The sequence below is a fragment of the Mycobacterium palustre genome, assembly GCF_002101785.1.
Lineage (GTDB): Bacteria > Actinomycetota > Actinomycetes > Mycobacteriales > Mycobacteriaceae > Mycobacterium > Mycobacterium palustre.
Genome location: NZ_LQPJ01000130.1, coordinates 1 through 24,459, shown reverse-complemented (window position 1 = coordinate 24,459; position 24,459 = coordinate 1). Strand labels below are relative to the sequence as shown.

Sequence of the window (24,459 nt, the reverse complement as noted above, 5' to 3'; positions counted from 1 at the left end):
ATGAGCAAGAAAAACTCGACGCTTACCGCCAACGTCGTCGACACCAAGCGCCCGGTCGTCGCGGGCGCCGACCGGCACCCCGGCTGGCACGCGCTGCGCAAGCTGGCCGCGCGCATCACCACGCCACTGTTGCCCGACGACTATCTGCACCTGGCCAATCCGCTGTGGTCCGCCCGCGAATTGCGGGGCCGCATCCTCGAGGTGCGCCGGGAAACCGAGGACTCGGCGACCCTGGTGATCAAGCCGGGCTGGGGATTTAGCTTCGACTATCAGCCCGGCCAGTACATCGGGATCGGCCTGTTGGTCGACGGGCGGTGGCGCTGGCGGTCGTACTCGCTGACGTCGAGCCCGGCCGCCGCCGCGCCGGGGTCGCCGCGCACCGTGACGATCACCGTCAAGGCCATGCCCGAAGGGTTCCTGTCCACCCACCTGGTGGCCGGTGTCGCGCCGGGGACCATCGTCCGGCTGGCCGCCCCGCAGGGCAACTTCGTGCTGCCCGACCCGGCGCCGCGGTCGATCCTGTTCTTGACCGCCGGCTCGGGGATCACGCCGGTGATGTCGATGCTGCGAACCCTGGTGCGGCGCAACCAGATCGGTGACGTCACGCACGTGCATTCGGCGCCGACGGAAGCCGACGTGATGTTTCGCGCGGAGTTGACCGCCCTCGCGGCGCAGCAGCCGGGCTATCGGCTGCGGCTGCGGGAGACCCGCAAACAGGGCCGCCTCGACCTCGCCTCGCTCGACCACGAGGTGCCGGACTGGCGCGAGCGTCAGACGTGGGCGTGCGGGCCGGAGGGCCTGCTCACCCAGGCCGAAAAGGTGTGGTCGGCCGCGGGCATCGGGGACCGGCTGCACCTGGAGCGATTCGCGGTGGCCAAGGCCGCGCCCGCCGGCGCCGGGGGAACGGTCACGTTCGTCCGGAGCGGGCGCGCCGTTTCCGCCGATGCCGCGACGTCGTTGATGCACGCCGGGGAAGGCGCCGGGGTGCAGATGCCCTTCGGCTGCCGAATGGGTATATGCCAGTCGTGCGTGGTCAGTCTCGTCGAGGGTCACGTCCGTGACCTGCGGACCGGGCAGGAGCACGAGCCCGGCACCCGGATCCAGACCTGCGTGTCGGCCGCCTCCGGCGACTGCGCGCTCGACATCTAAAAGCTACTCACAGGTAACCTACGACCTCGTAGGTTACGATAACGTAGGTAAGTGGCCGGACAACGACCGCAGAGAGGAAGACGATGGCGATCACCGACGTCGAAGCATTTGCCCATCTGACGGACGCCGACATTGAAAGCCTGGCCGTGGAGCTCGACGCCATTCGCCAGGACATCGAAGACTCTCGCGGAGCGCGCGACGCCCGTTACATTCGCCGCACCATCGCGGCGCAGCGCACGCTCGAGGTGGCCGGCCGGCTGCTGCTGGCCGCCAGTTCCCGGCGTTCGGCGTGGTGGGCGGGAGCGGCGACCCTGGGCGTGGCCAAGATCATCGAGAACATGGAGATCGGCCACAACGTCATGCACGGCCAGTGGGACTGGATGAACGACCCGGAAATCCACTCCTCGACGTGGGAGTGGGACATGAGCGGGTCGTCCAAGCACTGGCGCTACACCCACAACTTCGTGCACCACAAGTACACCAACATCCTCGGGATGGACGACGACGTCGGCTACGGCTTGCTGCGCGTCACCCGCGACCAGCGCTGGAAGCGCTTCAACCTGTTCAACCTGGTGTACAACACCATGCTGGCGCTGCTCTTCGAGTGGGGTGTCGGGCTGCAGCACGTCGAGATCGGCAAGATCGTCAAGAAGCGGATGGACAACGAGGAAGCCCGCAAGCGGATCGACGAGTTTTTGGCCAAGGCGGGCCGCCAGGTGGTCAAGGACTATGTCGCCTTCCCGGCGCTGACCGCGCTGTCGCCCGGCGCGACGTTCCGGTCCACCTTGACGGCCAACGCCACCGCCAACGTGATCCGAAACGTGTGGGCCAACGCCGTCATCTTCTGCGGCCACTTCCCCGACGGCGCCGAGAAATTCACCAAGACCGACATGGCCGGTGAAACCAAGGGCCAGTGGTATCTGCGCCAGATGCTGGGCAGCGCCAACTTCGAGGCGGGCCCGGTGCTGCGGTTCATGAGCGGCAACCTGTGCCACCAGATCGAACACCACCTGTACCCGGACCTGCCCAGCAACCGCCTGCACGAGATCTCGGTGCGGGTGCGCGCGGTCTGCGACAAGTACGACTTGCCTTACACCACAGGGTCTTTCCTGGTGCAGTACGCCAAGACGTGGCGCACGCTGGCCAAGTTGTCGCTACCGAACTCCTACCTGATCGCCGATGCCGACAACGCGCCGGAAACCCGCAGCGAGCGGATGTTCGCCGATTTGGAGCCGGGTTTCGCCGGCACCGACCCGGTGACCGGACGCCGCCGCGGCCTCAAGACCGCGATCGCCACCGTGCGTGGCTGGCGGCGCGACCGGCGCGACCGGCGGGACCGGCGGGAAGCGGAACGGGCGCTGAACGCCGACGGCCTGGCCGCCTAGCGTTCCACCCGCGCCGAACGTGCTCTGAGGGTGGAGATTTTCGCTTTTTTACACCGTGGATGCACGTTCGGCGACACGAGGCGTCAGGCGGTCACTCTGGCGGCCAACGCCGCCAGCTTGGTGTCGAGTTTGTTTGCGGCGCTCAGCAATTCAGCGTTGGCTTCGACGACCATCAGCGACGACGGCTTGACGTAGGTCAGGCTGCTGCCGTCTCCCTCGTCCAGGAGCAGCAACTCCACCGGGGCGAACAGGCCCGCGCTCACGTCGTGTCGCAGCATCGTGATCGCGATCAGCGGGTTGCCCAGGACCACCCGCAACGCCTTGCGGTCGATGCCGGCCTTGGTGATCCACGCGCCGTGGTCGAGCGCCGCGAACAGCATGAATCCGCTTGGGCCGACGCGGGATTCGACCCGTATCCGGTAGGAATCCCAATCGTCGGTGGCCGTCGCGAAATCGTTGATCGGCACCGGCGTCTCGCCGATGTCGGCCAGCAGCGCCGCGCGCAGCTCGTCGTAGCTTTTCGCGCTGTGGTAGCGCACCCGCACCCCGTCGAACCGGGTCTCGGTCGGCATGTCTAGAGCCGCTCGATGATGGTGGCGTTGGCCATGCCGCCGCCCTCGCACATGGTCTGCAGCCCGTAGCGCCCGCCGCGCTGCTCGAGCGCGTTGACCAGCGTGGTCATGATGCGCGCGCCGCTGGCACCCAGCGGGTGGCCGATCGCGATGGCGCCGCCGTTGACATTGGTCTTGGAAAGGTCGGCCCCGGTGTCGTGCGCCCACGCCAGCACGACGGGCGCGAAGGCCTCGTTGACCTCGAACAGGTCGATGTCGGCGAGCGTCAATCCGGCTCGGCGCAGCACCTTTTCGGTCGCCGGGATGACCCCGGTCAGCATGTAGAGCGGGTCGGAGCCGACGACGGTCGCGGTGTGGATCCGGGCCCGCGGGCGCAGCCCCAGCTTCTCGGCGGTCTCGCCGCTGGCGATCAGGACCGCGGCGCTGCCGTCGGACAGCGGCGACGAGTTGCCCGCCGTGATCGACCAATTGATCTGCGGGAAGCGCTCTTTGGCCGCCTCGCTGTAGAACGACGGCTGCAGCGCGGCCAGCGTCTCGACGGTCGTGCCGGGCCTGATGATCTCGTCGGTGGCAAGGCCGGCGACCGGGATCAGCTCGTTGTCGAACAGCCCGTCCTTGGTGGCGCGGGCGGCCTTGTCGTGGCTGGACGCGGCGAACTCGTCGAGCTGGGTGCGCGAGAAGCCCCACTTGGCGGCGATCAGCTCCGCGCTGATGCCCTGCGGCACCAGGCCCTCGGGGTAGCGCCGGGTCATGTCGTCACCGAACGGGTTGCTGCCGGGCAGCACCGAGCTGCCCATCGGGACGCGGCTCATCGATTCGACGCCGCCGGCGACCACCAGGTCGTAGGCGCCGGCAATCACGCCCTGGGCGGCGAAGCTGATGGCCTGCTGGCTGCTGCCGCACTGCCGGTCGACGGTCGTTCCGGGAACCGACTCGGGGAACCCGGCGCCCAGCGCCGCGTTGCGCGCGATGTTGACGGCCTGGTCGCCGACCTGGGTGACGGCGCCGGCGATGACGTCGTCGATCTGTGCCGGGTCGACCCCGGCGCGCGCGACCAGCTCGCGCAGGCTGTGCGCCAGCAGATCCGCGGGCAGCACGCCGTGCAGCGCGCCGCTGGGCTTGCCCTTGCCGATCGGGGTGCGGACCGCACCGACGATGACGGCGTCGCGGCCTTGGACCATGGCTCCTCCTCGAGTCACGCGAGGCTAAGTATCCTTCGCTGTACTCAGGTAAACACCCAGGTATGCTAAATGCAACCCAGAAGGCGAGGTGATTTCGATGACATTCCTGCAAGGCGTCCTCGCCGACCGCGACAAATGGTCGGCGGTGGGGGAGTGCGCGATCGAGAAGACCATGGCGGTGCTCGGCACCAAGTCGGCGATGCTGATCATGCGCGAGGCGTACTACGGCACCACCCGGTTCGACGACTTCGCCCGCCGGGTCGGCATCACGAAGGCCGCCGCCGCGGCCCGGCTGGCCGAGCTGGTCGAGCTGGGACTGCTGACGCGCCGCCCCTATCGCGAGCCCGGGCAGCGCGGCCGCGAGGAGTACGTGCTGACCGAAGCCGGCGTCGACTTCATGCCGGTGGTCTGGGCGATGTTCGAGTGGGGGCGGCGCCACCTGCCGGGGCGCAACCGCCTGCGGCTCACCCACCTCGGATGCGGCGCCGAGGCGGGCGTCGAGATCCGCTGCGCGGAGGGGCATTTGGTGCCGCCCGGCGAGCTTGGCATGCGGCTGGCCAAGTCGGTTTGATCGCCGTCTGGCATCACTCTGGTATCACTCAGCGGTGAGCAGACGGAGGCATTGCGCAAGCAGGCCGTCGCGTTGTCGGCCATCGACGAATACATCGCGCGGCGGACGCACAAGGCGAAGGTCGCCGCGGCGCTTCAACCAGTCGCGCGCGAGGCCGTCGGCGCGGACGTGGCGGTCGGGGATTACGGCGTGCTCGAATCGGCGCTGGCGCGGCCCCGCGCGTCGGTGTTCGGTGCGGATGCCTATCCGAACCTGCACCACAAGGCCGCCGCGCTGCTGCACTCGCTGGCGCGAAACCACGCGCTGGTAGATGGCGACAAGCGACTGGCGTGGACGGCCTGCCGGACGTTCCTCGCCATCAACGGCGAATGGATTCGCGCGCCCGAGGACGACCGCTTCGATCTCGTCATCCAGGTCGCCACCGGTGCGCTTGCGGGTCTCGACAAGATCGCCGACCAGCTCTGCGCGTGGAGCCACGCCGAGGGCTGATGCGGGCCTAGGTGTCGCGCAGCACCGCGAGCAGCCGCCGGGCCGCGGCGACGCGGCGAACGGCGGGCCCGGACAGCGCGTCCAGGGCGCACTCGGGATCGGCCGGCGGGCCCATGTGCCCGCAGCCGCGCGGGCAGTCTTGCGTCGCCTCGGCCAGGTCCGAAAAGGCCATCAGCACGTCGTCGGGCTCGATGTGGGCCAGCCCGAACGAGCGGATCCCCGGCGTGTCGATCACCCAACCGGAACCCTGCAGCGGCAGCGCCACCGACTGCGTCGACGTGTGCCGCCCCCGGCCGATCTCCGTCACCTCGCCCACGGCCCGATCCGCCTCGGGCACAAGCCGATTCACCAACGTCGACTTGCCCACCCCGGAGTGGCCGAGCAGCACGGTGATCTTGCCGGCGAGCAGGTCGGCCACCGCGAGCAGCGGATCGTCGACGCCCGCGGCGACCACGGTCAGGTCCAGGTCCGCGAACTGCTTGGCGAACGGCTCCGGTGGTGCGAGGTCGGTTTTCGTCAGGCACAGGATGGGCGTCAACCCGCCTGCGTAAGCGGCGATGAGCGCGCGGTCGACCAGCCCGGTGCGCGGCGGCGGGTCGGCCAGGGCCACCACGACCAGCAGCTGGTCGGCGTTGGCCACCACGACGCGCTCGGTGGGGTCGGTGTCATCGGCGGTGCGCCGCAACACCGTTCGGCGCTCGCCGCGCCGCACGATGCGGGCCAGCGTGTCGGTGCGCCCGGACAGGTCGCCGACCAGGTCGACGTTGTCGCCGACGACGATCGGGGTGCGGCCCAGCTCGCGGGCCCGCATGGCCGTGACCCGGCGGTCGGGCCGCCCGCCCAGCACGCATCCCCAACGGCCGCGGTCGACGCTGACCACCATGGCGGCCTCGGCGTCGGCGTGCTCGGGACGGGTCTTGGTGCGCGGCCGCGAGCCCCTGCCAGAGCGGACCCTGACGTCGGACTCGTCGTAGTCGCCGGGCCTCAAGCCCCCGAGCTCCTCACCATCTGGGTCCACAGCCGCGCAAACTCCGGTAGCGTCTTGCTGGTGGCGCCGATGTCGTCGATCTCGACGCCGGGCACCCGCAGCCCGACGATCGCCCCGGCCATCGCCATCCGATGATCGGCGTACGCGCGCCAGGTGCCGGGGCCCAGCGGTGTCGCGGTGATCACCAGGCCGTCGGGCGTTTCCGCGCAATCGCCGCCCAGCCGGTTGATCTCGGCGCTCAGCGCGGCGAGCCGGTCGGTTTCGTGGCCGCGCAGATGGGCGATGCCCGACAGCCGCGACACCGACCCCGGGATGGCCAGCGCGGCCAGCGCCGCCACCGTCGGCGTCAGCTCACCGACGGCGTGCAGGTCGACGTCGAAGCCCGCGTACTCGCCCGATCCCCGCACCTCGAGGAACGAATCACCTTGGGTGACAGCGGCGTTCAGTTTGCCCAGGACGCTCAGGATGTCATCGGCGGGTTGCACGCTGGTCGCCGGCCAGCCGGTGACGCGCACGGTCCCGCCGGTGACCACGGCCGCCGCCAGGAACGGAACGGCGTTGGTGAGGTCGGGCTCGATCTCCCAGTGGCGGGCCGCGACCGCGCTTGCGGGCACGTGCCAGCGGTTGGCCACGGAGTCGTCGACGTCGACCCCCGCCTGTCGCAGCATCACGATCGTCATCGCGATGTGGGGAGCCGAGGGCAGCGCCGAACCCGTGTGCTGCACGGTCAGGCCTTCGGCGAACGACGGCGCGGACAACAGCAGCCCGGACACGAACTGCGAGGACGCCGAGGCATCGATCGCCACGGTGCCCCCGGTGACCGCGCCGCGGCCGCGCACCCGGAACGGAAGGCCGGTGCCGTCGATACGGACGCCCAGGCCGCGCAGCGCGTCCAGCAGCGGTGCGATGGGCCGCGCGCGGGCCTGCTCGTCGCCGTCGAATTCCACCGCCGCGTCGGCCAGCGCCGCCAGCGGGGGGACGAAGCGCAGCACCGTGCCGGCCAGGCCGCAGTCGACGCGGGCGCCGGGGCGGGGCGCGATGCGGCCCCCGACGGCCAGCTCCGAGCCGGCCCCGTCGACACGCAGGCCCAGGCTGCGCAGCGCCCCGATCATCAGGTCGGTGTCGCGGCTGCGCAGCGCGCCGCCGAGCGTGGAGCCGCCGTGGCCCTGCGCGGCCGCCTGCCCGGCCAGCACCAGCGCGCGGTTGGTCTGTGACTTGGAGCCCGGCACGGTCACGGTCGCGCGCACCGGCGCCGCCGCCTGCGGGGCCGTCCACGCGCTCGGTGACTCGCTGCTGCTCACGGCCTTCATCCTGCCGTGTCGGCGCGCGCCGTGGGTATTGGGCACCATGGAATCATGTGCGGACGCTTTGCGGTCACTACCGATCCGGCCCTGCTGGCCCAGAAGATCAAGGCGATCGACGAGGCCACCGGCACCGCACCCAACGCGGAGGCGCCCAACTACAACGTGGCCCCGACCACGACCATCGCGACCGTGGTCAGCCGGCACGCCGAGCCCGAGGACGAGCCCACGCGGCGGGTCCGGTTGATGCGGTGGGGCTTGATCCCGCCGTGGGCGAAGGCCGGCCCCGACGGGACGCCCGCCGCCAAGGGGCCCCTGCTGATCAACGCCCGCGCCGACAAGGTCACCAGCTCGCCCGCCTTCCGGTCGAGCGCCAGGTCCAAGCGGTGCCTGGTGCCGATGGACGGCTATTACGAGTGGCGCGTCAATTCCGGTGACGCGGGCAAAAAGTCGCGCAAGACGCCGTTTTTCATGTACCGCGAGGACGGCGAGCCGCTGTTCATGGCGGGCTTATGGTCGGTTTGGAAACCGGAGGGGCAAGCGGCCAAAGACGCGCAGCCGCTGCTGAGTTGCACGATCATCACCACCGACGCCCCGGGGGAGCTGGCCGAGATCCATGACCGGATGCCCCTGGTGGTGCCCGAACGCGATTGGGACCGCTGGCTGACCCCGGACGCCCCGGTCGACGAGGAGCTGCTGACGCGGCCGCCCGACGTGCGCGGCATTCGCATGCGCGAGGTGTCGACCCTGGTCAACAACGTCCGCAACAACGGGCCCGAACTGCTCGAGCCGGTCGGTCCGGAGCCCGAGCAGGCCACCCTGCTGTGACGGTGGCCCTACGCGCGCGGTCGCGTCCGAATCACCTTGGTAGTCAACGGCTTTAGTTGCTCATCACCAGACGTCGGGAGCCGGCGGCGATGCGCGCAAGGCCGGTTACGCTCGCCGCGACAGGTAGTCGAGCGCGAGCCGCGCGGCGTTGGCGCCGCACATTCCGTGCGCGCCGGGGCCCGGCGGGGTGGCCGCCGAGCAGATGTACATGCCGGGCACGCCAAGGTGATACGGCGACAAGGTGATTCGTGGGCCGAACGTCAGCTGCCGAATGTCCTTGGCGCCGGTAAGAATGTCGCCCCCGGCGTAGTTGGCGTTGTAGGTTTCCAGCTGCGCGGCCGAGCGGACCTGGAGTCCGACGATGCGGTCGCGGAAGCCGGGGGCGAACCGCTCGATCTGGGCGACGATGGCCTCGGTGGCGTCGCCGGCGTACCCGTTGGGCACGTGTGCGTAGCTCCACACCGGATGGGTGTTGCCCACCGATCGCTGCGGATCGGCGAGATACTGCTGACCGACGAGCACGAACGGCCGCTCGGGCATGCGCCCGACGTGGATCTCGCGTTCGGTCTCGGCGAGCTCGGCATAGCCCCCGATGACGTGCACGGTACCGGCCCGCCGGGCGTCGGGGTTGGTCCAGGGCACCCCGCCCTCGACCGCGAAGTCGACCTTGAACGCGCCCGGACCGCGCCGAAACCTGGTGAAAGAGCGCGAGATTCGGTGCGGAAGCCGGTCTCCCAGGATCGCGGCGACCGCGCTGGGCGCCAGGTCGAACATCGTCACGTCGGCCGGCGGCAGCTGCGCGGAGGCCTTGACCGTCACACCGGTCTCGATCTTGCCGCCCAGCTCGCCCAGCAACCGCGCCAGCGCGTTGGTGATGGACTGCGACCCGCCCTCGGCGACCGCCCAGCCGTGGCGGTGGCCCGCGGCGATGATGCCCATCGCGATGGCCGACGTCATGGGGTAGTGCAGCGGGCGGAAGGCGTGGGCCGCGATGCCTGCGAACAGCGCCCTGGCCTCCTGGGTGCTAAACAGCCGGGCGAACACCGAGCCGGGGAGCAGGGTGGGCGGGCCGAAGCGGGCCAGCATCAGCGGATGGTGCGGGAACCGCAGCAACGGCCCCATGATGTCGTCGCTCAACGCGTCGAAACGTGCGGCCGGGTAGCCGAACGCAAGCCGCCATCGGGGCCCGTCTGCCCCGAGGCCGGCCGCGGTCCGGGCGACCGAGCGGTGCAGCACGCCGGCCCCGCCCCCGTCGAGGGGGTGCGCGCAATCGATCTCCGGCCACCGCCACGCAAGGCCGTAGCGCCGCAGGTCGAAACGCCCCAGAAACGGCGACCCGACAGCCATCGGGTGGATCGCCGAGCAATGGTCGTGCACCAGGCCGGCAACGATTCCTTCGCCGCTGCGGGCGCCGCCGCCGACCTGGTCGGCGGCCTCCAGGACGGTGACCTGAACACCGTCGGCGGCCAAACAGACGGCGGCGGCAAGCCCGTTGGGCCCGCCCCCGACCACCAGTGCCGTACTCACGACACCATCCAACAGAAATTTTTTTTCGGCGTTAGCCGCGGTACCCGTGCGCGATACCGAATCGTGTCGCTAGGGACGGTTTCTTCGCGATTGCGATGGCAAATCATATTCGCATGACTAATCGCGAACACACCGTGTTTGAAGCTCCACTGCAGCAGCTTGCTCGCAGCGCGTGGCAGCTGCTTTTGTTCATCGGCGTCGCCGCGGTGGCGCTGGGTGTCATTGTCCTGGCATGGCCGGGCAAGACGCTGTTCGTGGCGGGTGTCCTGTTCGGCATCTACCTGGTGGTATCCGGCATCGGATACGTGTTCGCCGCTTTCGGCACCCATGCCGGCGTCGCCATGCGGGTGCTGTCGTTTATCACCGGTGTCGTGTCGCTGGTGCTGGGATTCTTTTGCTTTCGCGAGGAATTCGAGGCGGTCTGGCTGTTGGCCATCTGGATCGGTATCGGCTGGCTGTTCCGCGGGATGACCTTGCTGGCCGCGGCGTTGTCGTTTGACCACATGCCGGGTCGCGGCTGGCAGGCGCTGTCCGGGCTGATCATCGTGATCGGCGGCGCCGTCCTGATCATCTCGCCGCTGCGCTCGATCGCGATCCTGACGCTGGTCGCCGGCTGGTGGCTGATCGTCATCGGCATCATGGACGTGATTTCGGCGTTCCAGGTCCGCAGCAGGGCGAAACACGTCGCGCAATCCGTCGAGCCGGCCGGTGGCGGAGTCGCGGCTGACGAACCCCGCTAGGCCCGGATGTATCCCGGGGGGTTGACGCCGTCGACCCAGAAGTCGACGCCGAGCTGCGAACCGGGCACGCAGTCGTAGACCGACAGGTCGGTGACGCCGGATTCCACCAGCACGTCCTCGCAGAGCAGCATGTTGCCGGTGTACTCGCGGGCGGGCTTGTTGAGGATCACGTACGCCGCGTCGGAATACACCTCGGGCTTGCGGGCCCGGCCCATCGCCTCGTCGCCGCCGAGCAGGTTTTGCACCGCGGCGGTGGCCACCAGCGTGCGCGGCCACAGCGTGTTCGAGGCGATGCCCGCCTCGCGCATCTCCTCGGCGATGCCCAGCGCGCACAGCGTCATGCCGAACTTGGCCATCATGTAGGCGGTCGGCTTCAGCCATTCCTTACCGAGCAGCACCGGCGGCGACAGGGTCAGGATGTGCGGGTTCTCCCGGCCCTTCAGGTGGGGGATGCAGGCCTGCGAGACCGCGTACGTGCCGCGCACCTGGATGCCGTTCATCAGGTCGAACCGCTTCATCGGGACCTCGGTGATGGACCCGAGGTTGATCGCCGACGCGTTGTTGACGCAGATGTCGATGCCGCCGAACTGCTCGACGGTCTTGGCCACCGCCGACTCGACGGACTCGGGGTCACGCACGTCCCCGACGATCGGCAACGCCTGCCCACCCGCTTCTTCGAGCTCCTTGGCGGCGGTGTACACGGTGCCGGGCAGCTTGGGGTGCGGCTCGGCGGTCTTGGCGATCAGCGCGATGTTGGCGCCGTCCTGGGCGGCGCGCTTGGCGATCGCCAGGCCGATACCGCGGCTGGCGCCCGAGATGAACATGGTCTTGCCTGATAAGGACATGGCGTCACATTAACGCCCCGTTCGTACCGGTCCGGGCGGGGGACCGCACGGCCCGGCCCGCGCGGGAATTAGCGCGCCGGTCACCGCTGTTGCAGGAGTCGGTTCCTGATGCACCAGCGGGCGGCCCGGGCAGACACTGTCGGTGGCAGCCTCTAGATTGGAGGAGCAATCCGGTGTCGACGGCGACGAGCCTGATGGGCAGGCCAATGGCTGAGGGGTGGTTGACCCGTTCGCCTGCGGGCCCGGTTGCGCTTTCGATGCTGGACGGCGACGCCGCAGCAGAAGGGACCGTGCTAATCGAGATGGCCGACTCCGACGATGGCCGAGACGGCGTGACGGCGCCAGACGCGGCGAATTGCTCCTCCGAGCCCGCGCAGCCCGAAGAGACTGATGCGGAACTCACGGCTCGCTTCGAGCGCGACGCCATCCCCCTGCTCGACCAGCTCTACGGTGGTGCGCTGCGCATGACGCGCAACCCCGCCGACGCCGAGGACCTGCTGCAGGAGACCATGGTCAAGGCGTACGCGGGTTTCCGGTCGTTTCGGGCCGGCACCAACCTCAAGGCGTGGCTGTACCGGATCCTGACCAACACCTACATCAACAGCTACCGCAAGCGGCAGCGTCAGCCGGCCGAGTACCCGACCGAGGAGATCACCGACTGGCAGCTGGCCTCCAATGCCGAGCATTCCTCCACCGGTTTGCGTTCGGCGGAGGTCGAAGCTTTGGAATCGCTGCCGGACAACGAGATCAAGGAAGCGCTGCAGGCGCTGCCCGAAGAATTTCGGATGGCGGTCTACTACGCCGACGTCGAGGGCTTTCCGTACAAGGAAATCGCCGAGATCATGGATACGCCGATCGGGACGGTAATGTCCCGGTTGCACCGCGGGCGGCGTCAGCTGCGCAGCCTTTTGGCCGACGTGGCCAAGGAGAGGGGTTTCACCCGCGGTCAGCAGGCGCACGAGGAGGTGCCGTCATGAGCCGCGCCGGCGACGATGCACTGGAGGTACCCCCGGCCGCGCAGCGGCGAGGGGGACGAGGCGATGAGAAGCGGGGCTCAATGAATGGGATCGCCGGCGCCGACGACCCGTGCCCCAACGACCATTCCCACGGCGGCGTCGGCTGCGCCGAGGTGATCCGCCAGGTGTGGCTCCTGCTCGACGGCGAGTGCAATCCCGACACCCGCGAGAAGCTGCGCCAGCACCTCGAGGCGTGCCCCGGCTGTTTTCAGCATTACGGGCTCGAGGAACGGCTCAAGGCGCTGATCGCCACCAAGTGCAAGGGGGAGAAGGCCCCCCAGGGCCTGCGCGAGCGCCTGCGGCTCGAAATTCAGCGCACCACGATCATCCGGGGCGTGCAGTAGCGGTCTGCGTCAGGAATTGGGCCGCTTGCCGTGGTTGGCCTTGCTGAACTTGCGGTCGCGCTTCTTCCGGCCACGCTTGGCCATCGTCTTCAACCTCCGGGTGATTGTTCGTCAGGCGGGCGCCGCGCGCCTCGCCGGGTTGTCGCCCAGTCTCTCACGGACCGCGGCCCGCGGTGTTGGCGGCCCGCGTGCCGCGGTCCCGGCCCGTCCTGTGGTTCGATATACCTGAGCTTGATGACCAGCAGCCAGCCTGCGCTTGGGCCGGAATGAGTGGGGTGAGGATGGCCGAGGATGTTCGCGCCGAGATCGTTGCCAGCGTGCTCGAAGTCGTTGTCAACGAGGGCGACCAGATCGGCAAGGGTGACGTCGTCGTGCTGCTCGAGTCGATGAAGATGGAAATCCCGGTCCTCGCCGAAGTCGGCGGCACCGTGAGCAAGGTCAGTGTGTCGGTGGGCGATGTCATTCAGGCCGGCGACCTCATCGCCGTCATCAGCTAGCCGCCACAGAGCTTGGGCCTTCGTAGCTATCGCTGGGGAAACGGCGAAAACGGCGCGGGAGTAATGCATGTCGACTCTCGGTGATCTGCTCGCCGAACACACGATGCTGCCCGGCAACGCGGTGGACCATCTGCACGCGGTGGTGGGGGAGTGGCAGCTGCTGGCCGACCTGTCGTTCGCCGATTACCTGATGTGGGTGCGCCGCGACGACGGCGTGCTGGTGTGCGTGGCGCAGTGCCGACCGAATACGGCGCCCACCGTCCTGCAGACCGACGCGGTGGGCAGCGTCGTCGCCGCCGACCGGCTGCCGCTGGTCGCCGAGACGTTCCAGTCCGGTACCGACATGCCGGCAAGCGCTGCGGGCCAAGGGCATTCGTGGCAGCTGCCCGGACCGCACGTCCAGGCCTCCCCGGTGCGCTACGGCGGGCATGTGGTGGCGGTCGTGACGCGGCATCAAACCGCGGAAGCCGCCGGCCGACCGTCGGGCCAGCTGGAGACCGCGTACCGCGAATGCGCCGAAGACCTGGTGCAGATGCTCGCCGAGGGCACCTTCCCGGATGTGGGCGACGTGGTGATGTCGCGCTCGACCCCGCGCGCGGGTGACGGCTTCATCCGGCTCGACGTCGACGGGGTCGTCGCCTACGCCAGCCCCAACGCGCTGTCGGCCTACCACCGGATGGGCCTGACGTCTGAGCTCGAGGGCCGCCAACTGGTCGAGGTGACACGCCCACTGATCTCCGACCCGTTCGAGGCACAGGAGGTCGCCGAGCACGTGCGGGATCTGCTGGCCGGCGGCAGAAGCATGCGCATGGAGGTCGACGCCGGCGGCGCGACGGTGCTGCTGCGGACGTTGCCGTTGGTGGTGCGCGGCGTCAGCGCCGGCGCCGCGGTGCTGATCCGTGACATCACGGAGGTCAAGCGACGCGACCGGGCCCTGATCTCCAAGGACGCCACCATCCGAGAAATTCACCACCGGGTGAAAAACAACCTGCAAACCGTGGCGGCGCTGCTGCGGCTGCAGGCCCGCCGGACGGCCAACGCCGAGGGCCGTGAGGCGCTGATCGAGTCGGTGCGTCGGGTGTCGTCGATCGCCCTGGTCCACGACGCCCTGTCGATGTCGGTGGACGAGCAGGTCAATCTCGACGAGGTCATCGACCGGATCCTGCCGATCATGAACGACGTGGCCTCGGTGGACCGGCCGATCCGGATCAACCGGGTGGGGGATCTGGGCGTGCTCGACTCCGACCGGGCGACGGCGCTGATCATGGTCATCACCGAGCTAGTCCAGAACGCGATCGAGCACGCCTTCGACCCGGCCGCCCCGGAGGGGTCGGTCACGATTCGCGCCGAGCGCTCGGCGCGCTGGCTGGACGTCGTCGTGCACGACGACGGGCGCGGGCTGCCGGACGGGTTCAGCCTGGAGAAGTCCGACAGCCTGGGCCTGCAGATCGTGCGGACGCTGGTGTCGGCGGAGCTCGACGGGACGCTGGGGATGCGTCAGGCGAGCTCCCGCGGCACCGATGTCGTGCTACGGGTGCCGATCGGCCGGCGCAGCCGGCTACTGCTGTAGCGGGGGAGCCACACAACAGTGCGGCCCCGACTTTCGTCGGGGCCGCACTGTGTGCTGAGTGGGTTCAGACTCCGCTGCGGGCCTTGGTCCGGGCGTTGCGACGCTTGAGTGCGCGCCGCTCGTCTTCGCTCATGCCCCCCCAGACGCCCGAGTCCTGGCCGGTGTTCAGGGCCCAGGCGAGGCACTCTGTGGTCACCGGGCACCGATTGCAGACCAGTTTCGCGTCAGCGATCTGCGCAAGCGCGGGGCCGCTGTTCCCTACCGGGAAGAACAGCTCCGGGTCCTCGTCGCGACAGACCGCCTTGTGGCGCCAATCCATAAGTTGTTACTCCTCACTGAGTGCGCAGCAGGGCGCACGGCCTTTTTTCTTCGGCTGTTAAGCGTGCATAAGAAAAGGGTCCGTGGCCCCTACATGAATTTCTGCATGCAACCTTTCGATCGTTTCACAGGCTCAACAGATGTCAATAGCGCGAGATGCTGCGGTGGGCTATCTCACTTCAACGATTCCTTATTAAAGCCCTTACACCGTTGTACTACACTTGCTGGCCGCGTTCCACGAATTTTGTCGCCGCGTCGCCGCTCGGTTCGCCGTTGGCGCAGCTCAGGAGTGGTTTCTGCCGGGGGGCGCAGCCACCGGCAGCACGTCGCGCACCGCCCGGAACGTCATGGTTTCGCGCAGGCCGAGGTAATCCCCGTCGAACTGGCTCGCGATGGGCCCGTCGACCGACGTGACCCGCAGGCAGGCGGCGTCGTCGTCGCGGATCAGCTGCTTGTGGGTCCCTTTCGGCCCCTTGGCCAGCAGCTGGCCGACCAGCCGCAGGGTGGGGAAAACCTTCATGTGCGTGACGGCGAACACCCCCAGGCCCGACTCGAAGCTGCAGCCGGGGTTGGTCACCATGGGCCGGCTGTTGCTGTAGGTCCACGGGGTGGTGTTGGACACCCAGGCGAAGTGCACGCCGGGGACGGGGTCGCGGCCCGGCAGCTCGAGCGTGAGCCTGGGTTCGCGGCGGCTGAAGGCCACCGTGACGGGTACCGCCACGCGCCAGTAGCGCAGCGCGTTGACCTTGACGCCCTTATCGCGCTGGGCTTCCACGGCGGCCACCACCTCGGCGTCCACGCCCATCCCCGCGTTGATCACGGCCCACCGCTCGCCGCAGTCGATCAGGCTGATCCGCCGCCAGGTGTGATGCCGACGGTAGTCGTCGAGCAGCTGGATGAGCTGGTTGGTGGCCGCGACCGGGTCGGGCGAGATGCCCAACGACCGGGCGAGCACGTTGGCCGAGCCGCCGGGCACCACCGCGACGGCCGGCACATGACCGGCCGGCGCGCCGCCCGGGCGGCCGAGCAGGCCGTTGACCACCCCGCTGACGGTCCCGTCGCCGCCGTGCACGACGACCAGGTCGATCCCGTCCTCGACGGCTTGTTGTGCGAGTTCTTGCCCGTGACCGCGATGGCTGGTGTGTTCGACGGTGAGGTCGAGCCGACTCTTGAGCGCGTGGGCTAGCAGGTCGCGACCGGCTGCGGTGGTGGAAGTGGCTGTGGGATTGACGATCAGCACGGCGCGCATGATGCACGAGCTTAGGCGGTGCGACGATGCACGCCGCTCAGCGGCGTGAGGAGGAGCGCCGCAGTCGGCTTGGGCGGTGCGACGATGCACGCCGCTCAGCGGCGTGAGGAGGAGCGCCGCAATCGGCTTGGGCGGTGCGGTTAAGACCCCGCTGGGCAGGCGGGGCCCAAACTAAGCTGGCGCTGTGACGCCCCCGGCCGCCCCATCCACCGTGCGCGCCGCGGGCGTGATCGTCGCGCTGCAGGGCGTGGCCGCGCTGGCGGTGGCGGCGGCGCTGGTGGTGCGGGGGATCGCCGGGGCCGACCAGCGGGTGGTCAACGGACTGGGCACGGCGATCTGGTTCGTTCTCGTCGGCGCGGTGGTGCTCGCCGCCGGGCGCGCGCTGGTGATCGGCAAGCGCTGGGGCCGGGGCCTCGCGGTGGTCACCGAGCTGCTCCTGCTGCCCGTGGCCTGGTACCTCGCGGTGGGGTCGCACCAGCCGGCCTTCGGCATCCCGGTGGGCGCCGTGGCCCTGGCCACGCTGGTGTTGCTGTTCACCCCCGCGGCCGTGCGCTGGGCCGCGGGCGGCGATCAGGCCGGCCCTGCCAGCTCGGCCAGCCGCGGGCCGGAAAGGCGGTAGGTCGTCCAGTCCCGCTGCGGCTCGGCGCCGACCCCGTCGTACAGCGCGATGGCATCGGAGTTCCAGTTCAGCACCGCCCACGACAGCCGGGTGTAGCCGTTGGCGAGGCATTCCCGCGCCAGCGTCGCCAGTAGGGCGCGGGCCAGCCCGCGGCGGCGAAATCTTGGCCGCACGAAAAGGTCCTCGAGGTAGATGCCGGCCACGCCGTCCCACGTCGAGAAGCTGACGAACCACAGCGCCATGGCCGCGGTCTGCCCTTCGACGTCGACCACGTGGCCGTGCACGGTGGGCGGATCGCCGAAAAGGGCTGCGGTGATTTGCTTTTCGGTCACCGTGCATTGCTCGGCGGCGTGTTCGAATTCGGCCAGCTCGTGGATCATGCGCGTGATGTCGCCGACGTCGCGCGGCGCGGCGCGGCGCACGTCTGGTGTCATCGCTTAACCTCCAGCGCGTTCAAGATCGTGGCGAATTTCGTTGTGGTTTCCGCGACCTCGTCGTCGGGGTCGGATTCGGCGACGATGCCGCCGCCGGCGTGGGCGAGGGCGCTGCGCCGGTCCGCCGAGAGCTGCGCGCAGCGCAGCGACACCACCCAGCGGCCGTCGCCGGCGGCGTCGCACCAACCCACCGCCCCCGCGTAGAAGCCGCGGTCTCCCTCCAGCTCGGCGATGAGCTCGACGGCCGCCTTCGTCGGCACCCCGCCGACGGCCGGGGTGGGATGCAACGCCAACGCCAAATCAATTGCGGTGGTGGATTTTTCGCGCAGTCGGCCGCTGATCGGCGTGCACAGATGCCAGACCGCCGCGGTGCGGCTCAACTGCGGCTCGGGGGCGATCGTCAATTCGTCGCACAGCGGCTCCAAGACGGCGCGCATGGTGTCGAGCACCAGCCGGTGCTCGTGGCGGTCCTTGGCCGAACGGGCCAGCGCGGCGCCGTTGGCGGCGTCGCGTTCCGGGTCTTCGTCGCGCGGCGCCGAGCCGGCGAACGGCTGGCAGGTCACGCGGTCGCCGGAGCGCGCGACCAGAAGTTCCGGGCTCGCCCCCACCAGCGCCATGCCCGCGTGGCCGCCGCCGGCGGCGGACAGATCGACGAGGTAGCCGTAGGCGGACGGGTCGGCGGCGATGAGCCGGCGCAGGATGACGCGGGCGTCCAGCGGGCCGTCGGCGGCCAGCCGCAGCGCGCGGGCCAGCACCACCTTGCTCAGCGGGCCGTCGGGTGCGGCGAGCTCGTCGCGGGCCCGGCTGATCCGGTCGCGGTAGTCGGCCGGCGGCGGCACGGCGGCCACGACGCGCACGGCGGGCAGCGGGTCCGTCGGCCAGTCGGGCGCCCGGTCCGTGGACCGCACGGCGCCGGGAACCAGCAACGCCGCCGGCCGGTCCACGTCGAAAGGCAACGCCCCCAAGACGATTGGCGCAGAGCCCGATCGCAGCGCCGCCTGCGCCGAGCGGACGTCGCTGAACTGCGCTCGCACCCCCTCGGCGACCAGCGTGCCCGTGGGCCCGCACAACGCGAACGGCGGTTGGGCGCTCACCCGGGCGCGATCGCCTGCGCCTGGCCGGTCAACCCGAGCGCGGTCAGCTGTCGCACGCCGTGCTCGAAACCGCACACCGCGATCGAGCCGGCGGCCATCCCGAACCGGCGGCCCTCGACGAGCGGCAGCTCCACCCAGCGCGTGATCACCGAACGGGAAAAGTGGCTGTGTCCAACGAAAATCACATCCCGCGATTGCATGTGCTGCAGCGCCAGCGCGACGGCCTTGTCGGCGCGTTCGCTGACCTGGGCCACGCTCTCGCCACCGGGGCATCCGTGCGTCCACACCAGCCAGTCGGGCACCGACTCCTGGATTTGCTTTGTTGTCAGCCCCTCGTAGTCGCCGTAATCCCATTCGGCGACTTGCGAAGACACGTCGTCGACGGCGAGCCCGGCCAGCTTGGCGGTGGTCAGGGCACGTATGCGCGGGCTGCTGATCACCAGCGGGTCGGCGAGCTGCAGGTCGCGCAGCACGCCGCCCGCGAGCTCGGCCTGGATCCGGCCGGTATCGGTCAGCTCGATGTCGGTGCGGCCGGTGTGCTGGCCGGACTTCGACCATTCGGTCTCGCCGTGGCGTAACAGCACAAGGCGGTGGTTATGCAAGCCCATGAAGCCCGATTCTGCCGGAGACTGGCGGGCCCGTCCCCTTAGCACCCGGCCCCGAACGTGCCAGGATGGCAGACGAAGCGATGAGGGGAGCGGCGCTTGTGAGCAACAAGACCCGGGTACTTGCGGTGGCCAACCAGAAGGGCGGCGTTGCCAAGACGACGACGGTCGCCTCGCTGGGCGCGGCGATGGCGGACCAGGGCCGCCGCGTGCTGCTGGTGGACCTCGATCCGCAGGGTTGTCTGACGTTTTCGCTCGGCCACGACCCCGACAAGCTGCCCGTGTCCGTGCACGAGGTCCTGCTCGGGGAGGTCGAGCCCAACGCCGCGCTGGTCGACACGATGGAGGGCATGACGCTGCTGCCGGCCAACATCGACCTGGCGGGCGCCGAGGCGATGCTGTTGATGCGGGCCGGCCGCGAATACGCGCTCAAACGCGCCCTGCCCAAGCTTTCCGACGACTTCGACGTGGTGGTCATCGACTGCCCGCCGTCGCTGGGCGTTCTCACCCTCAACGGGCTGACGGCCGCCGACGAGGTCATCGTGCCGCTGCAGTGCGAGACGCTGGCGCATCGCGGCGTCGGCCAATTCCTGCGCACAGTCGCCGACGTCCAGCAGATCACCAACCCGGAGCTGCGGCTGTTGGGCGCCTTGCCCACGCTGTACGACTCGCGCACCACCCACACCCGCGACGTGCTGCTCGACGTCGCCGACCGTTACGGCATGCCGGTGCTCGCCCCGCCGATCCCGCGCACGGTGCGCTTCGCCGAGGCCAGCGCCTCGGGGGCGTCGGTGATGTCGGGGCTCAAGAACAAGGGGTCGTCGGCTTACAGCGAGCTGGCGCAGGCGCTGCTCAAGCACTGGAAGACCGGCAAACCGCTGCCGACGTTCGCCGTAGAGGTTTAGCGCGGCGGGTGGGCGCCGACGGCGTTGAGTGTGAATCAGCGGCGTCGAGTGTGAATCAGCGGCGTCGAGTGTGAATCGGCGGCTTTCAGTGTGTACTGTCGGCGCGCCCGATCGGCGTGTCGCCGCCCTGGGAGCACACGCAAAGCCGTAGTTGCACACGCAACACCCCAGGGGCACACGGGCTTTCAGCCCAGCGCGACCACGGTGTCACCGCGCTGCTCGAAGATCCTTGTCCCGGACACCGCCGGGACGACCGCCGCGCTGCTCGGCGCGCGGTTCACCGTGATGTAGCGCTCGGCCGAGCCGCTGACCGGGTCGTAGACGCCGATCGCCCCGGTCACCGGCACCAGCAGCCGGCCCGCCATCATCACGCCGGGCCCCAGCGGCACCGTCGTCTCACCGGCGGCGATGGTGTAGCGCGGCGTCAGCGTGCTCGCCTCGAAGACCAGCACGGAATCGCCGGTCCACCAGGTCACCAGGTTGCCCGTCTGCGACACCGCCGCCGAGCCCGACGGCGGCCTGGGCAGCAGCGTGCTCGACACGGTGGCCCCCGCCTCGTCGACCACCTCGACCCTGGGCTGCGGCGACGGCAGGTACACCGCGGTCTTGTTTTCCGAGACGGCCAGCACCCGGGCGCCCGAATTGGGCCCGATCCCGGGTTCGGCCACGACCTGCTGCTGGGGTTCGTCGTCCTCCTTGCCGGGACGCATCAGCACCAGCCGCAGGTCTGTCTGGGCCGTGCAGCTCTCCAGCACCGAGACCGCCGACGAGCTGGCCGCCGCCGAGATCAGCCGGCAACCCGAATGCAGCCCCCGCGCCGACGGTTTCACCCGCGCGTCGGTCTCCCCGTAGGCCAGCATGCGGACCATGTCCGAGCGCCACAATTCCAGCCGGGTGTCGCCGGCCGACAGCACCGTCGTCCCGTCGGAGGACAGCCGCACGCGGGGGTCGGCGTAGCCGCTGCGGGCCGCCCCTCGCCGGCCGGTGGCGCCGTCCAGGGTGCTGACCTGCCCGCACCCGCGGTCGTCGTGAAAGACCGCGACGGCGTAGTGGTAGACCCAGGACACCCCGCACAGGTCGGTGTCGCGGGCGTAGCTCCAGCGCGGCTGACCCGTGCCCGGGTCGCGGCCGTCGACCTGCCGGCCGTCGCCGGTGGCGACGGCCCCGCTTACCAGCGCGGGCGCGGTGGTGGCGGGGCTTTTGGCGGTCCACAGCTGCTTGAGCGAGGCCGGCACCTCCCGCGCGGGGGTCGGGGCGGGCAACGGGGTGCCCGCGGGCCGGCTGGTGGTGGCCCGCGCGTCGCTGGTCCACCAGATCAGCGCCGCGGCGACGGCGACGACGACCGCGATCGCCGCGGCGGCCAACAGGTCGCCCTTGGTCCGGCGTTCGGGTCTGACCATGCCTTAAGGGCGTGCCGCTTTAGTTGGCGGGTGCCGCGGCGGTGGCCGCTGGGGCTTCGGCGGGCTTGCGGCGCCGCCGGCGGCGCCGGGCGGTGCCGGAGTTGGCGGACGGCGCCTCGGCAGCGGCCTCACCGCTGGCGCCGTTGCCGGGCGCGGCGCCGGCGGGATGCCCGGTGACCGGCTGGCCGCCGCGGGTGCGACGCCGGCGGGCGCCGGAGCGCTTGCGGGCCGGCTTGTCCGAACTATCGGCGTCGGTCGGGGCCTTGCGCTCGGAGGCAGGGCGCTTGACCGGCGACTTTCGCGGCGTGCCGACGGTGCCGGTCGCCCCGGCGGGGATCCCCAGCTCGGCGTACAGGTGGGGGGAGCTGGAGTAGGTCTCGACCGGCTCGGGGGAGCCCAGGCCCAGCGCCTTGTCGATCAGCGTCCAGCGGTGCAGCTCGTCCCAGTCGACCAGGGTGACCGCGACGCCGGTCTTGCCGGCGCGGCCGGTGCGGCCGATGCGGTGCACATAGGCCTGCTCGTCCTCGGGGATCTGGTAATTGATGACGTGCGTGACGTCGTCGATGTCGATGCCGCGGGCGGCCACGTCGGTAGCGACCAGCACGTCGATGTCGCCGGTGCGGAACGCCTTGAGTGCCTTTTCGCGCGCCCCCTGGTTCAGGTCGCCGTGCACGGCGCCCACCTTGAAGCCCCGCTCGGCCAGCTCGTCGGCGACCTTCTGGGCGGTGCGCTTGGTGCGGGTGAAGATCATCGTCGCGCCGCGGCCCTCGGCCTGCAGCACGCGGGTCACCAGCTCCACCTTGTCCAGGGCGTGGGCCCGGTAGACGAACTGCTCGGTGGTGTCGTGCACGGCCAAAGAATGCGGTGCCTCGGCCCGGATATGGGTGGGCTGATCCATGAACGTGCGGGCCAGCGTGATGATCGGGTCGGGCATGGTCGCCGAGAACAGCATGGCCTGCCGCTCGGCCGGGATCTGGCGCAGGATGCGCTCGATGTCGGGCAGAAAGCCCAGGTCCAGCATCTCGTCGGCCTCGTCGAGCACCAGCACCGACAGCCCGCCGAGCTGCAGGTGCCCCTGCTGGGCCAGGTCGAGCAGCCGTCCCGGGGTGCCCACGACCACGTCGGCGCCGGCGCGCAGCGCCTCGATCTGCGGCTCGTAGGCCCGCCCGCCGTAGATGGACACCACCGAGAGCGGCCGGCCGTCGGCGGTGGTCAGGTACTTGGCCGCGGTGGCCAGGTCGCCGGTCACCTGCAGGCACAGCTCCCGGGTGGGCACCACGACCAAAGCGCGCGGGGCGCCGGTGAGCGGTCGGGCGTCGGCGCCGGCGGTGATGCGCTGCAGCAGCGGCACGCCGAAGGCGAACGTCTTGCCCATGCCGGTGCGGGCCTGGCCGATCACGTCGTCGCCGGCGAGGGCCAGCGGCAGCGTCAGCTCCTGGATGGCAAAGGGGCTTTCGATGCCCTGTTCGGCCAGCGCGCGAACGATTTCGTCGCGGACGCCGAGCTGGGCGAAGGTCAGTGTGGGGGTCGGTTCAGTTGTGCTTGTGGGTGCGGTCATACGCGGGTGGCAAGCCTTTCGGGGACGGTATCGGTGTGATGTCGGTGTTTCTCTGTCGCGGTCACGCGCGCACGAGTTCCGACTCCGATACGTCGCCGAGTCGCGGCCGCCGCCCAGTCTGAACGAGGCTCGGGCCAGCTGTGCACGCACATTTCGCCGGCGCTGGCGGTACGGGAAACACAGCCCGATACAGCCAATGCCTACTCGCAATGATAGCCGGTCGACAGCTGGCGCCAATTTTGCGCCAATTTCGCCGACTAGAGTGTTGCCATGAGCTCGCCCTCCTCCGCCGATCGGGTGGACGATTCGACCACCTCGCGGCTGTCGGCAGATCACCCGGGCGTCAACGAACTGTTCGCCGTGCTGGCGTACGGCGAGATCGCCGCGTTCTACCGGCTCACCGACGAGGCACGGATGGCGCCCGACCTGCGCGGCCGTATCTCCATGGCCAGCATGGCCGCCGCCGAAATGCAGCACTACGAGCTGCTCCGCGACGCGCTGGAAAGGCGTGGCGTCGACGTGGTTTCGGCGATGTCGAAGTACGTTTCGGCGCTCGAGAACTACCACCGGCTGACCATGCCGAGTACGTGGCTGGAAGCTTTGGTGAAGACTTACGTCGGCGACGCGCTGGCCGCCGACCTGTACCTGGAAATCGCCGACGGGCTGCCCGACGAGATCGCCGACGTGGTGCGGGCGGCGCTGTCGGAGACCGGGCACTCGCAGTTCGTCGTCGCCGAGGTGCGCGCCGCCGTGACGGCCAGCGGCAAGCAGCGCAGCCGGCTGGCGCTGTGGTCTCGACGCCTGTTCGGCGAGGCGATCACCCAGGCCCAGTACGTGCTGGCCGAGCACGACGAGCTCGTCGACCTGGTGGTGTCCGGCCCCGGCGGCCTGGGGCAGCTCACCGCGTTCTTCGACCGGCTGCAGCAGACCCACGACCGGCGGATGCGCGACCTGGGCCTGAGCTGACCTAACGGGTGCAGGTGGCCATCGCGCCGCTGCCCGTCGACGCCACCACGGGCTGCCCGGCGGCGTTGAGGATCGTGCAGCTGATCCGGCCGTAGAAGCTGGTCGCGATCACCGATTCGGTCTGCACGCCCGGGTTCAGGACGACGACCTTCGACCACGGCAGCGCCACGTTGAACTCCGTCTGCGGGTAGCCCCGGGCATCGGTGTAGACCACGTTGACCAGGTCCAGCAGCTGCTTGGTCCCGGTGACGGTGTAGATCACGGTGCGCGGGTTCAGCGCGGCGGGGGGCGGGGCCACCGCGGGAGGC

The 24,459-nt window shown here is 69.9% G+C and carries 28 protein-coding genes; 13 read left to right on the top strand and 15 right to left on the bottom strand.

Features of this window, described 5'->3' with window-relative positions:
- On the top strand, positions 1-1,149 hold the full coding sequence (locus AWC19_RS21810) for a ferredoxin reductase (RefSeq protein WP_085080151.1): 1,149 nt from the start codon (positions 1-3) through the stop codon (positions 1,147-1,149).
- Positions 1,150-1,232: 83 nt separating this feature from the next.
- Positions 1,233-2,534 (top strand): fatty acid desaturase family protein, encoded by a 1,302-nt coding sequence (locus tag AWC19_RS21805; RefSeq protein ID WP_085080150.1) that lies wholly within the window; start codon positions 1,233-1,235, stop codon positions 2,532-2,534.
- A gap of 83 nt (positions 2,535-2,617) precedes the next feature.
- Here AWC19_RS21805 and AWC19_RS21800 read toward each other — a convergent pair whose 3' ends face one another.
- On the bottom strand, positions 2,618-3,106 hold the full coding sequence (locus AWC19_RS21800; RefSeq protein ID WP_085080148.1) for a DUF302 domain-containing protein: 489 nt from the start codon (positions 3,104-3,106) through the stop codon (positions 2,618-2,620).
- Positions 3,107-3,108: 2 nt separating this feature from the next.
- Positions 3,109-4,287 carry a thiolase family protein gene (locus AWC19_RS21795; protein ID WP_085080146.1) on the bottom strand — a complete coding sequence of 393 codons (1,179 nt, stop codon included), beginning with the start codon at positions 4,285-4,287 and terminating at the stop codon, positions 3,109-3,111.
- Between the two features lie 97 nt (positions 4,288-4,384).
- On the opposite strand from AWC19_RS21795, the gene AWC19_RS21790 reads away from it, so the two are divergent.
- Both AWC19_RS21790 and AWC19_RS21785 read left to right on the top strand, forming a co-directional pair.
- Entirely contained in the window at positions 4,385-4,858 is a 474-nt protein-coding gene (locus tag AWC19_RS21790; protein ID WP_085080144.1) for a winged helix-turn-helix transcriptional regulator, read from the top strand.
- A 93-nt stretch (positions 4,859-4,951) separates the two neighbouring features.
- Entirely contained in the window at positions 4,952-5,347 is a 396-nt protein-coding gene (locus AWC19_RS21785) for a type II toxin-antitoxin system death-on-curing family toxin (RefSeq protein ID WP_085080300.1), read from the top strand.
- 7 nt (positions 5,348-5,354) lie between these two features.
- Here the strand turns inward: AWC19_RS21785 and rsgA are convergent, their stop codons facing one another.
- Both rsgA and aroA read right to left on the bottom strand, forming a co-directional pair.
- Positions 5,355-6,335, bottom strand: coding sequence for a ribosome small subunit-dependent GTPase A (gene rsgA / locus AWC19_RS21780; RefSeq protein WP_085080299.1), 981 nt, complete (start codon positions 6,333-6,335; stop codon positions 5,355-5,357).
- The gene (aroA, locus tag AWC19_RS21775) at positions 6,332-7,636 is read right to left on the bottom strand and encodes a 3-phosphoshikimate 1-carboxyvinyltransferase (RefSeq protein WP_245849228.1); all 1,305 of its coding nucleotides are present in this window, start codon (positions 7,634-7,636) and stop codon (positions 6,332-6,334) included. Before aroA ends, rsgA begins: the two co-directional genes overlap by 4 nt.
- A 54-nt stretch (positions 7,637-7,690) precedes the next feature.
- Between aroA and AWC19_RS21770 the strand changes: the two genes are divergently transcribed.
- Positions 7,691-8,464: an SOS response-associated peptidase gene (locus tag AWC19_RS21770; RefSeq protein WP_085080141.1), complete on the top strand. Its 774-nt coding sequence runs from the start codon at positions 7,691-7,693 to the stop codon at positions 8,462-8,464.
- Between the two features lie 105 nt (positions 8,465-8,569).
- On the opposite strand, the gene AWC19_RS21765 is transcribed toward AWC19_RS21770, so the two are convergent.
- Positions 8,570-9,991, bottom strand: a complete 1,422-nt coding sequence (locus AWC19_RS21765) for a phytoene desaturase family protein (protein WP_085080139.1) — start codon at positions 9,989-9,991, stop codon at positions 8,570-8,572.
- Between the two features lie 113 nt (positions 9,992-10,104).
- On the opposite strand from AWC19_RS21765, the gene AWC19_RS21760 reads away from it, so the two are divergent.
- Entirely contained in the window at positions 10,105-10,731 is a 627-nt protein-coding gene (locus tag AWC19_RS21760; RefSeq protein WP_085080138.1) for an HdeD family acid-resistance protein, read from the top strand.
- Here AWC19_RS21760 and AWC19_RS21755 read toward each other — a convergent pair.
- Positions 10,728-11,576 carry an SDR family oxidoreductase gene (locus AWC19_RS21755; RefSeq protein WP_085080136.1) on the bottom strand — a complete coding sequence of 283 codons (849 nt, stop codon included), beginning with the start codon at positions 11,574-11,576 and terminating at the stop codon, positions 10,728-10,730. The genes AWC19_RS21760 and AWC19_RS21755 overlap by 4 nt on opposite strands.
- Before the next feature lie 302 nt (positions 11,577-11,878).
- On the opposite strand from AWC19_RS21755, the gene AWC19_RS21750 reads away from it, so the two are divergent.
- Together AWC19_RS21750 and rsrA are read left to right on the top strand one after the other, a co-directional pair.
- The gene (locus tag AWC19_RS21750; protein WP_085080298.1) at positions 11,879-12,553 is read left to right on the top strand and encodes a sigma-70 family RNA polymerase sigma factor; all 675 of its coding nucleotides are present in this window, start codon (positions 11,879-11,881) and stop codon (positions 12,551-12,553) included.
- Positions 12,554-12,633: 80 nt separating this feature from the next.
- Positions 12,634-12,936 carry a mycothiol system anti-sigma-R factor gene (gene rsrA / locus AWC19_RS21745; protein ID WP_085080134.1) on the top strand — a complete coding sequence of 101 codons (303 nt, stop codon included), beginning with the start codon at positions 12,634-12,636 and terminating at the stop codon, positions 12,934-12,936.
- A 9-nt stretch (positions 12,937-12,945) separates the two neighbouring features.
- On the opposite strand, the gene AWC19_RS31660 is transcribed toward rsrA, so the two are convergent.
- Positions 12,946-13,020: a 50S ribosomal protein bL37 gene (locus AWC19_RS31660; RefSeq protein ID WP_139796895.1), complete on the bottom strand. Its 75-nt coding sequence runs from the start codon at positions 13,018-13,020 to the stop codon at positions 12,946-12,948.
- Positions 13,021-13,217: 197 nt separating this feature from the next.
- On the opposite strand from AWC19_RS31660, the gene AWC19_RS21740 reads away from it, so the two are divergent.
- Together AWC19_RS21740 and AWC19_RS21735 are read left to right on the top strand one after the other, a co-directional pair.
- Positions 13,218-13,433 carry a biotin/lipoyl-binding carrier protein gene (locus AWC19_RS21740; RefSeq protein WP_066867974.1) on the top strand — a complete coding sequence of 72 codons (216 nt, stop codon included), beginning with the start codon at positions 13,218-13,220 and terminating at the stop codon, positions 13,431-13,433.
- Between the two features lie 67 nt (positions 13,434-13,500).
- A complete protein-coding gene (locus AWC19_RS21735) occupies positions 13,501-15,003 on the top strand; it encodes a sensor histidine kinase (RefSeq protein ID WP_085080132.1) in 1,503 nt (500 codons plus the stop codon).
- 64 nt (positions 15,004-15,067) lie between these two features.
- Here AWC19_RS21735 and whiB1 read toward each other — a convergent pair whose 3' ends face one another.
- Together whiB1 and AWC19_RS21725 are read right to left on the bottom strand one after the other, a co-directional pair.
- Positions 15,068-15,322, bottom strand: coding sequence for a transcriptional regulator WhiB1 (whiB1, locus tag AWC19_RS21730; protein ID WP_083047334.1), 255 nt, complete (start codon positions 15,320-15,322; stop codon positions 15,068-15,070).
- 282 nt (positions 15,323-15,604) lie between these two features.
- Positions 15,605-16,570, bottom strand: a complete 966-nt coding sequence (locus tag AWC19_RS21725; RefSeq protein WP_085080131.1) for a diacylglycerol/lipid kinase family protein — start codon at positions 16,568-16,570, stop codon at positions 15,605-15,607.
- A gap of 184 nt (positions 16,571-16,754) precedes the next feature.
- On the opposite strand from AWC19_RS21725, the gene AWC19_RS21720 reads away from it, so the two are divergent.
- Complete coding sequence (locus AWC19_RS21720; protein ID WP_085080129.1) at positions 16,755-17,189, top strand: hypothetical protein; 435 nt, start codon at positions 16,755-16,757, stop codon at positions 17,187-17,189.
- Here AWC19_RS21720 and AWC19_RS21715 read toward each other — a convergent pair.
- From AWC19_RS21715 to AWC19_RS21705, 3 genes are read right to left on the bottom strand one after another with little or no spacing between them, the layout of a single operon-like run.
- Positions 17,141-17,623, bottom strand: coding sequence for a GNAT family N-acetyltransferase (locus AWC19_RS21715; RefSeq protein WP_085080128.1), 483 nt, complete (start codon positions 17,621-17,623; stop codon positions 17,141-17,143). The two genes, AWC19_RS21720 and AWC19_RS21715, sit on opposite strands and share 49 nt — an antisense overlap.
- Complete coding sequence (locus AWC19_RS21710; protein WP_085080126.1) at positions 17,620-18,717, bottom strand: isochorismate synthase; 1,098 nt, start codon at positions 18,715-18,717, stop codon at positions 17,620-17,622. The genes AWC19_RS21715 and AWC19_RS21710 overlap by 4 nt, the downstream gene beginning before the upstream one ends.
- Complete coding sequence (locus AWC19_RS21705) at positions 18,714-19,325, bottom strand: acid phosphatase (RefSeq protein ID WP_085080125.1); 612 nt, start codon at positions 19,323-19,325, stop codon at positions 18,714-18,716. The genes AWC19_RS21710 and AWC19_RS21705 overlap by 4 nt, the downstream gene beginning before the upstream one ends.
- Before the next feature lie 98 nt (positions 19,326-19,423).
- Between AWC19_RS21705 and AWC19_RS21700 the strand changes: the two genes are divergently transcribed.
- Entirely contained in the window at positions 19,424-20,227 is an 804-nt protein-coding gene (locus AWC19_RS21700; RefSeq protein WP_245849225.1) for a ParA family protein, read from the top strand.
- Between the two features lie 185 nt (positions 20,228-20,412).
- On the opposite strand, the gene AWC19_RS21695 is transcribed toward AWC19_RS21700, so the two are convergent.
- Positions 20,413-21,627 carry an Rv3212 family protein gene (locus AWC19_RS21695; RefSeq protein WP_085080123.1) on the bottom strand — a complete coding sequence of 405 codons (1,215 nt, stop codon included), beginning with the start codon at positions 21,625-21,627 and terminating at the stop codon, positions 20,413-20,415.
- A 19-nt stretch (positions 21,628-21,646) separates the two neighbouring features.
- Positions 21,647-23,185: a DEAD/DEAH box helicase gene (locus AWC19_RS21690; protein ID WP_085080122.1), complete on the bottom strand. Its 1,539-nt coding sequence runs from the start codon at positions 23,183-23,185 to the stop codon at positions 21,647-21,649.
- 270 nt (positions 23,186-23,455) lie between these two features.
- Between AWC19_RS21690 and AWC19_RS21685 the strand changes: the two genes are divergently transcribed.
- Positions 23,456-24,151: a ferritin-like fold-containing protein gene (locus tag AWC19_RS21685; protein WP_085080120.1), complete on the top strand. Its 696-nt coding sequence runs from the start codon at positions 23,456-23,458 to the stop codon at positions 24,149-24,151.
- 1 nt (position 24,152) lies between these two features.
- Here the strand turns inward: AWC19_RS21685 and AWC19_RS21680 are convergent.
- A partial coding sequence (locus AWC19_RS21680; protein WP_245849224.1) for an MmpS family transport accessory protein occupies positions 24,153-24,459 on the bottom strand: 307 nt, incomplete at its 5' end.

Bases quoted from the DNA above. Each gene is read 5' to 3' on its own strand.
- AWC19_RS21810 (WP_085080151.1), top strand. From the start codon at position 1: ATGAGCAAGAAAAACTCGACGCTTACCGCCAACGTCGTCGACACCAAG.
- AWC19_RS21805 (WP_085080150.1), top strand. From the start codon at position 1,233: ATGGCGATCACCGACGTCGAAGCATTTGCCCATCTGACGGACGCCGAC.
- AWC19_RS21800 (WP_085080148.1), bottom strand. From the start codon at position 3,106: ATGCCGACCGAGACCCGGTTCGACGGGGTGCGGGTGCGCTACCACAGC.
- AWC19_RS21795 (WP_085080146.1), bottom strand. From the start codon at position 4,287: ATGGTCCAAGGCCGCGACGCCGTCATCGTCGGTGCGGTCCGCACCCCG.
- AWC19_RS21790 (WP_085080144.1), top strand. From the start codon at position 4,385: ATGACATTCCTGCAAGGCGTCCTCGCCGACCGCGACAAATGGTCGGCG.
- AWC19_RS21770 (WP_085080141.1), top strand. From the start codon at position 7,691: ATGTGCGGACGCTTTGCGGTCACTACCGATCCGGCCCTGCTGGCCCAG.
- AWC19_RS21760 (WP_085080138.1), top strand. From the start codon at position 10,105: ATGACTAATCGCGAACACACCGTGTTTGAAGCTCCACTGCAGCAGCTT.
- AWC19_RS21755 (WP_085080136.1), bottom strand. From the start codon at position 11,576: ATGTCCTTATCAGGCAAGACCATGTTCATCTCGGGCGCCAGCCGCGGT.
- AWC19_RS21750 (WP_085080298.1), top strand. From the start codon at position 11,879: ATGGCCGACTCCGACGATGGCCGAGACGGCGTGACGGCGCCAGACGCG.
- rsrA (WP_085080134.1), top strand. From the start codon at position 12,634: ATGAATGGGATCGCCGGCGCCGACGACCCGTGCCCCAACGACCATTCC.
- AWC19_RS21740 (WP_066867974.1), top strand. From the start codon at position 13,218: ATGGCCGAGGATGTTCGCGCCGAGATCGTTGCCAGCGTGCTCGAAGTC.
- AWC19_RS21735 (WP_085080132.1), top strand. From the start codon at position 13,501: ATGTCGACTCTCGGTGATCTGCTCGCCGAACACACGATGCTGCCCGGC.
- whiB1 (WP_083047334.1), bottom strand. From the start codon at position 15,322: ATGGATTGGCGCCACAAGGCGGTCTGTCGCGACGAGGACCCGGAGCTG.
- AWC19_RS21725 (WP_085080131.1), bottom strand. From the start codon at position 16,570: ATGCGCGCCGTGCTGATCGTCAATCCCACAGCCACTTCCACCACCGCA.
- AWC19_RS21715 (WP_085080128.1), bottom strand. From the start codon at position 17,623: ATGACACCAGACGTGCGCCGCGCCGCGCCGCGCGACGTCGGCGACATC.
- AWC19_RS21705 (WP_085080125.1), bottom strand. From the start codon at position 19,325: ATGGGCTTGCATAACCACCGCCTTGTGCTGTTACGCCACGGCGAGACC.
- AWC19_RS21695 (WP_085080123.1), bottom strand. From the start codon at position 21,627: ATGGTCAGACCCGAACGCCGGACCAAGGGCGACCTGTTGGCCGCCGCG.
- AWC19_RS21690 (WP_085080122.1), bottom strand. From the start codon at position 23,185: ATGACCGCACCCACAAGCACAACTGAACCGACCCCCACACTGACCTTC.
- AWC19_RS21685 (WP_085080120.1), top strand. From the start codon at position 23,456: ATGAGCTCGCCCTCCTCCGCCGATCGGGTGGACGATTCGACCACCTCG.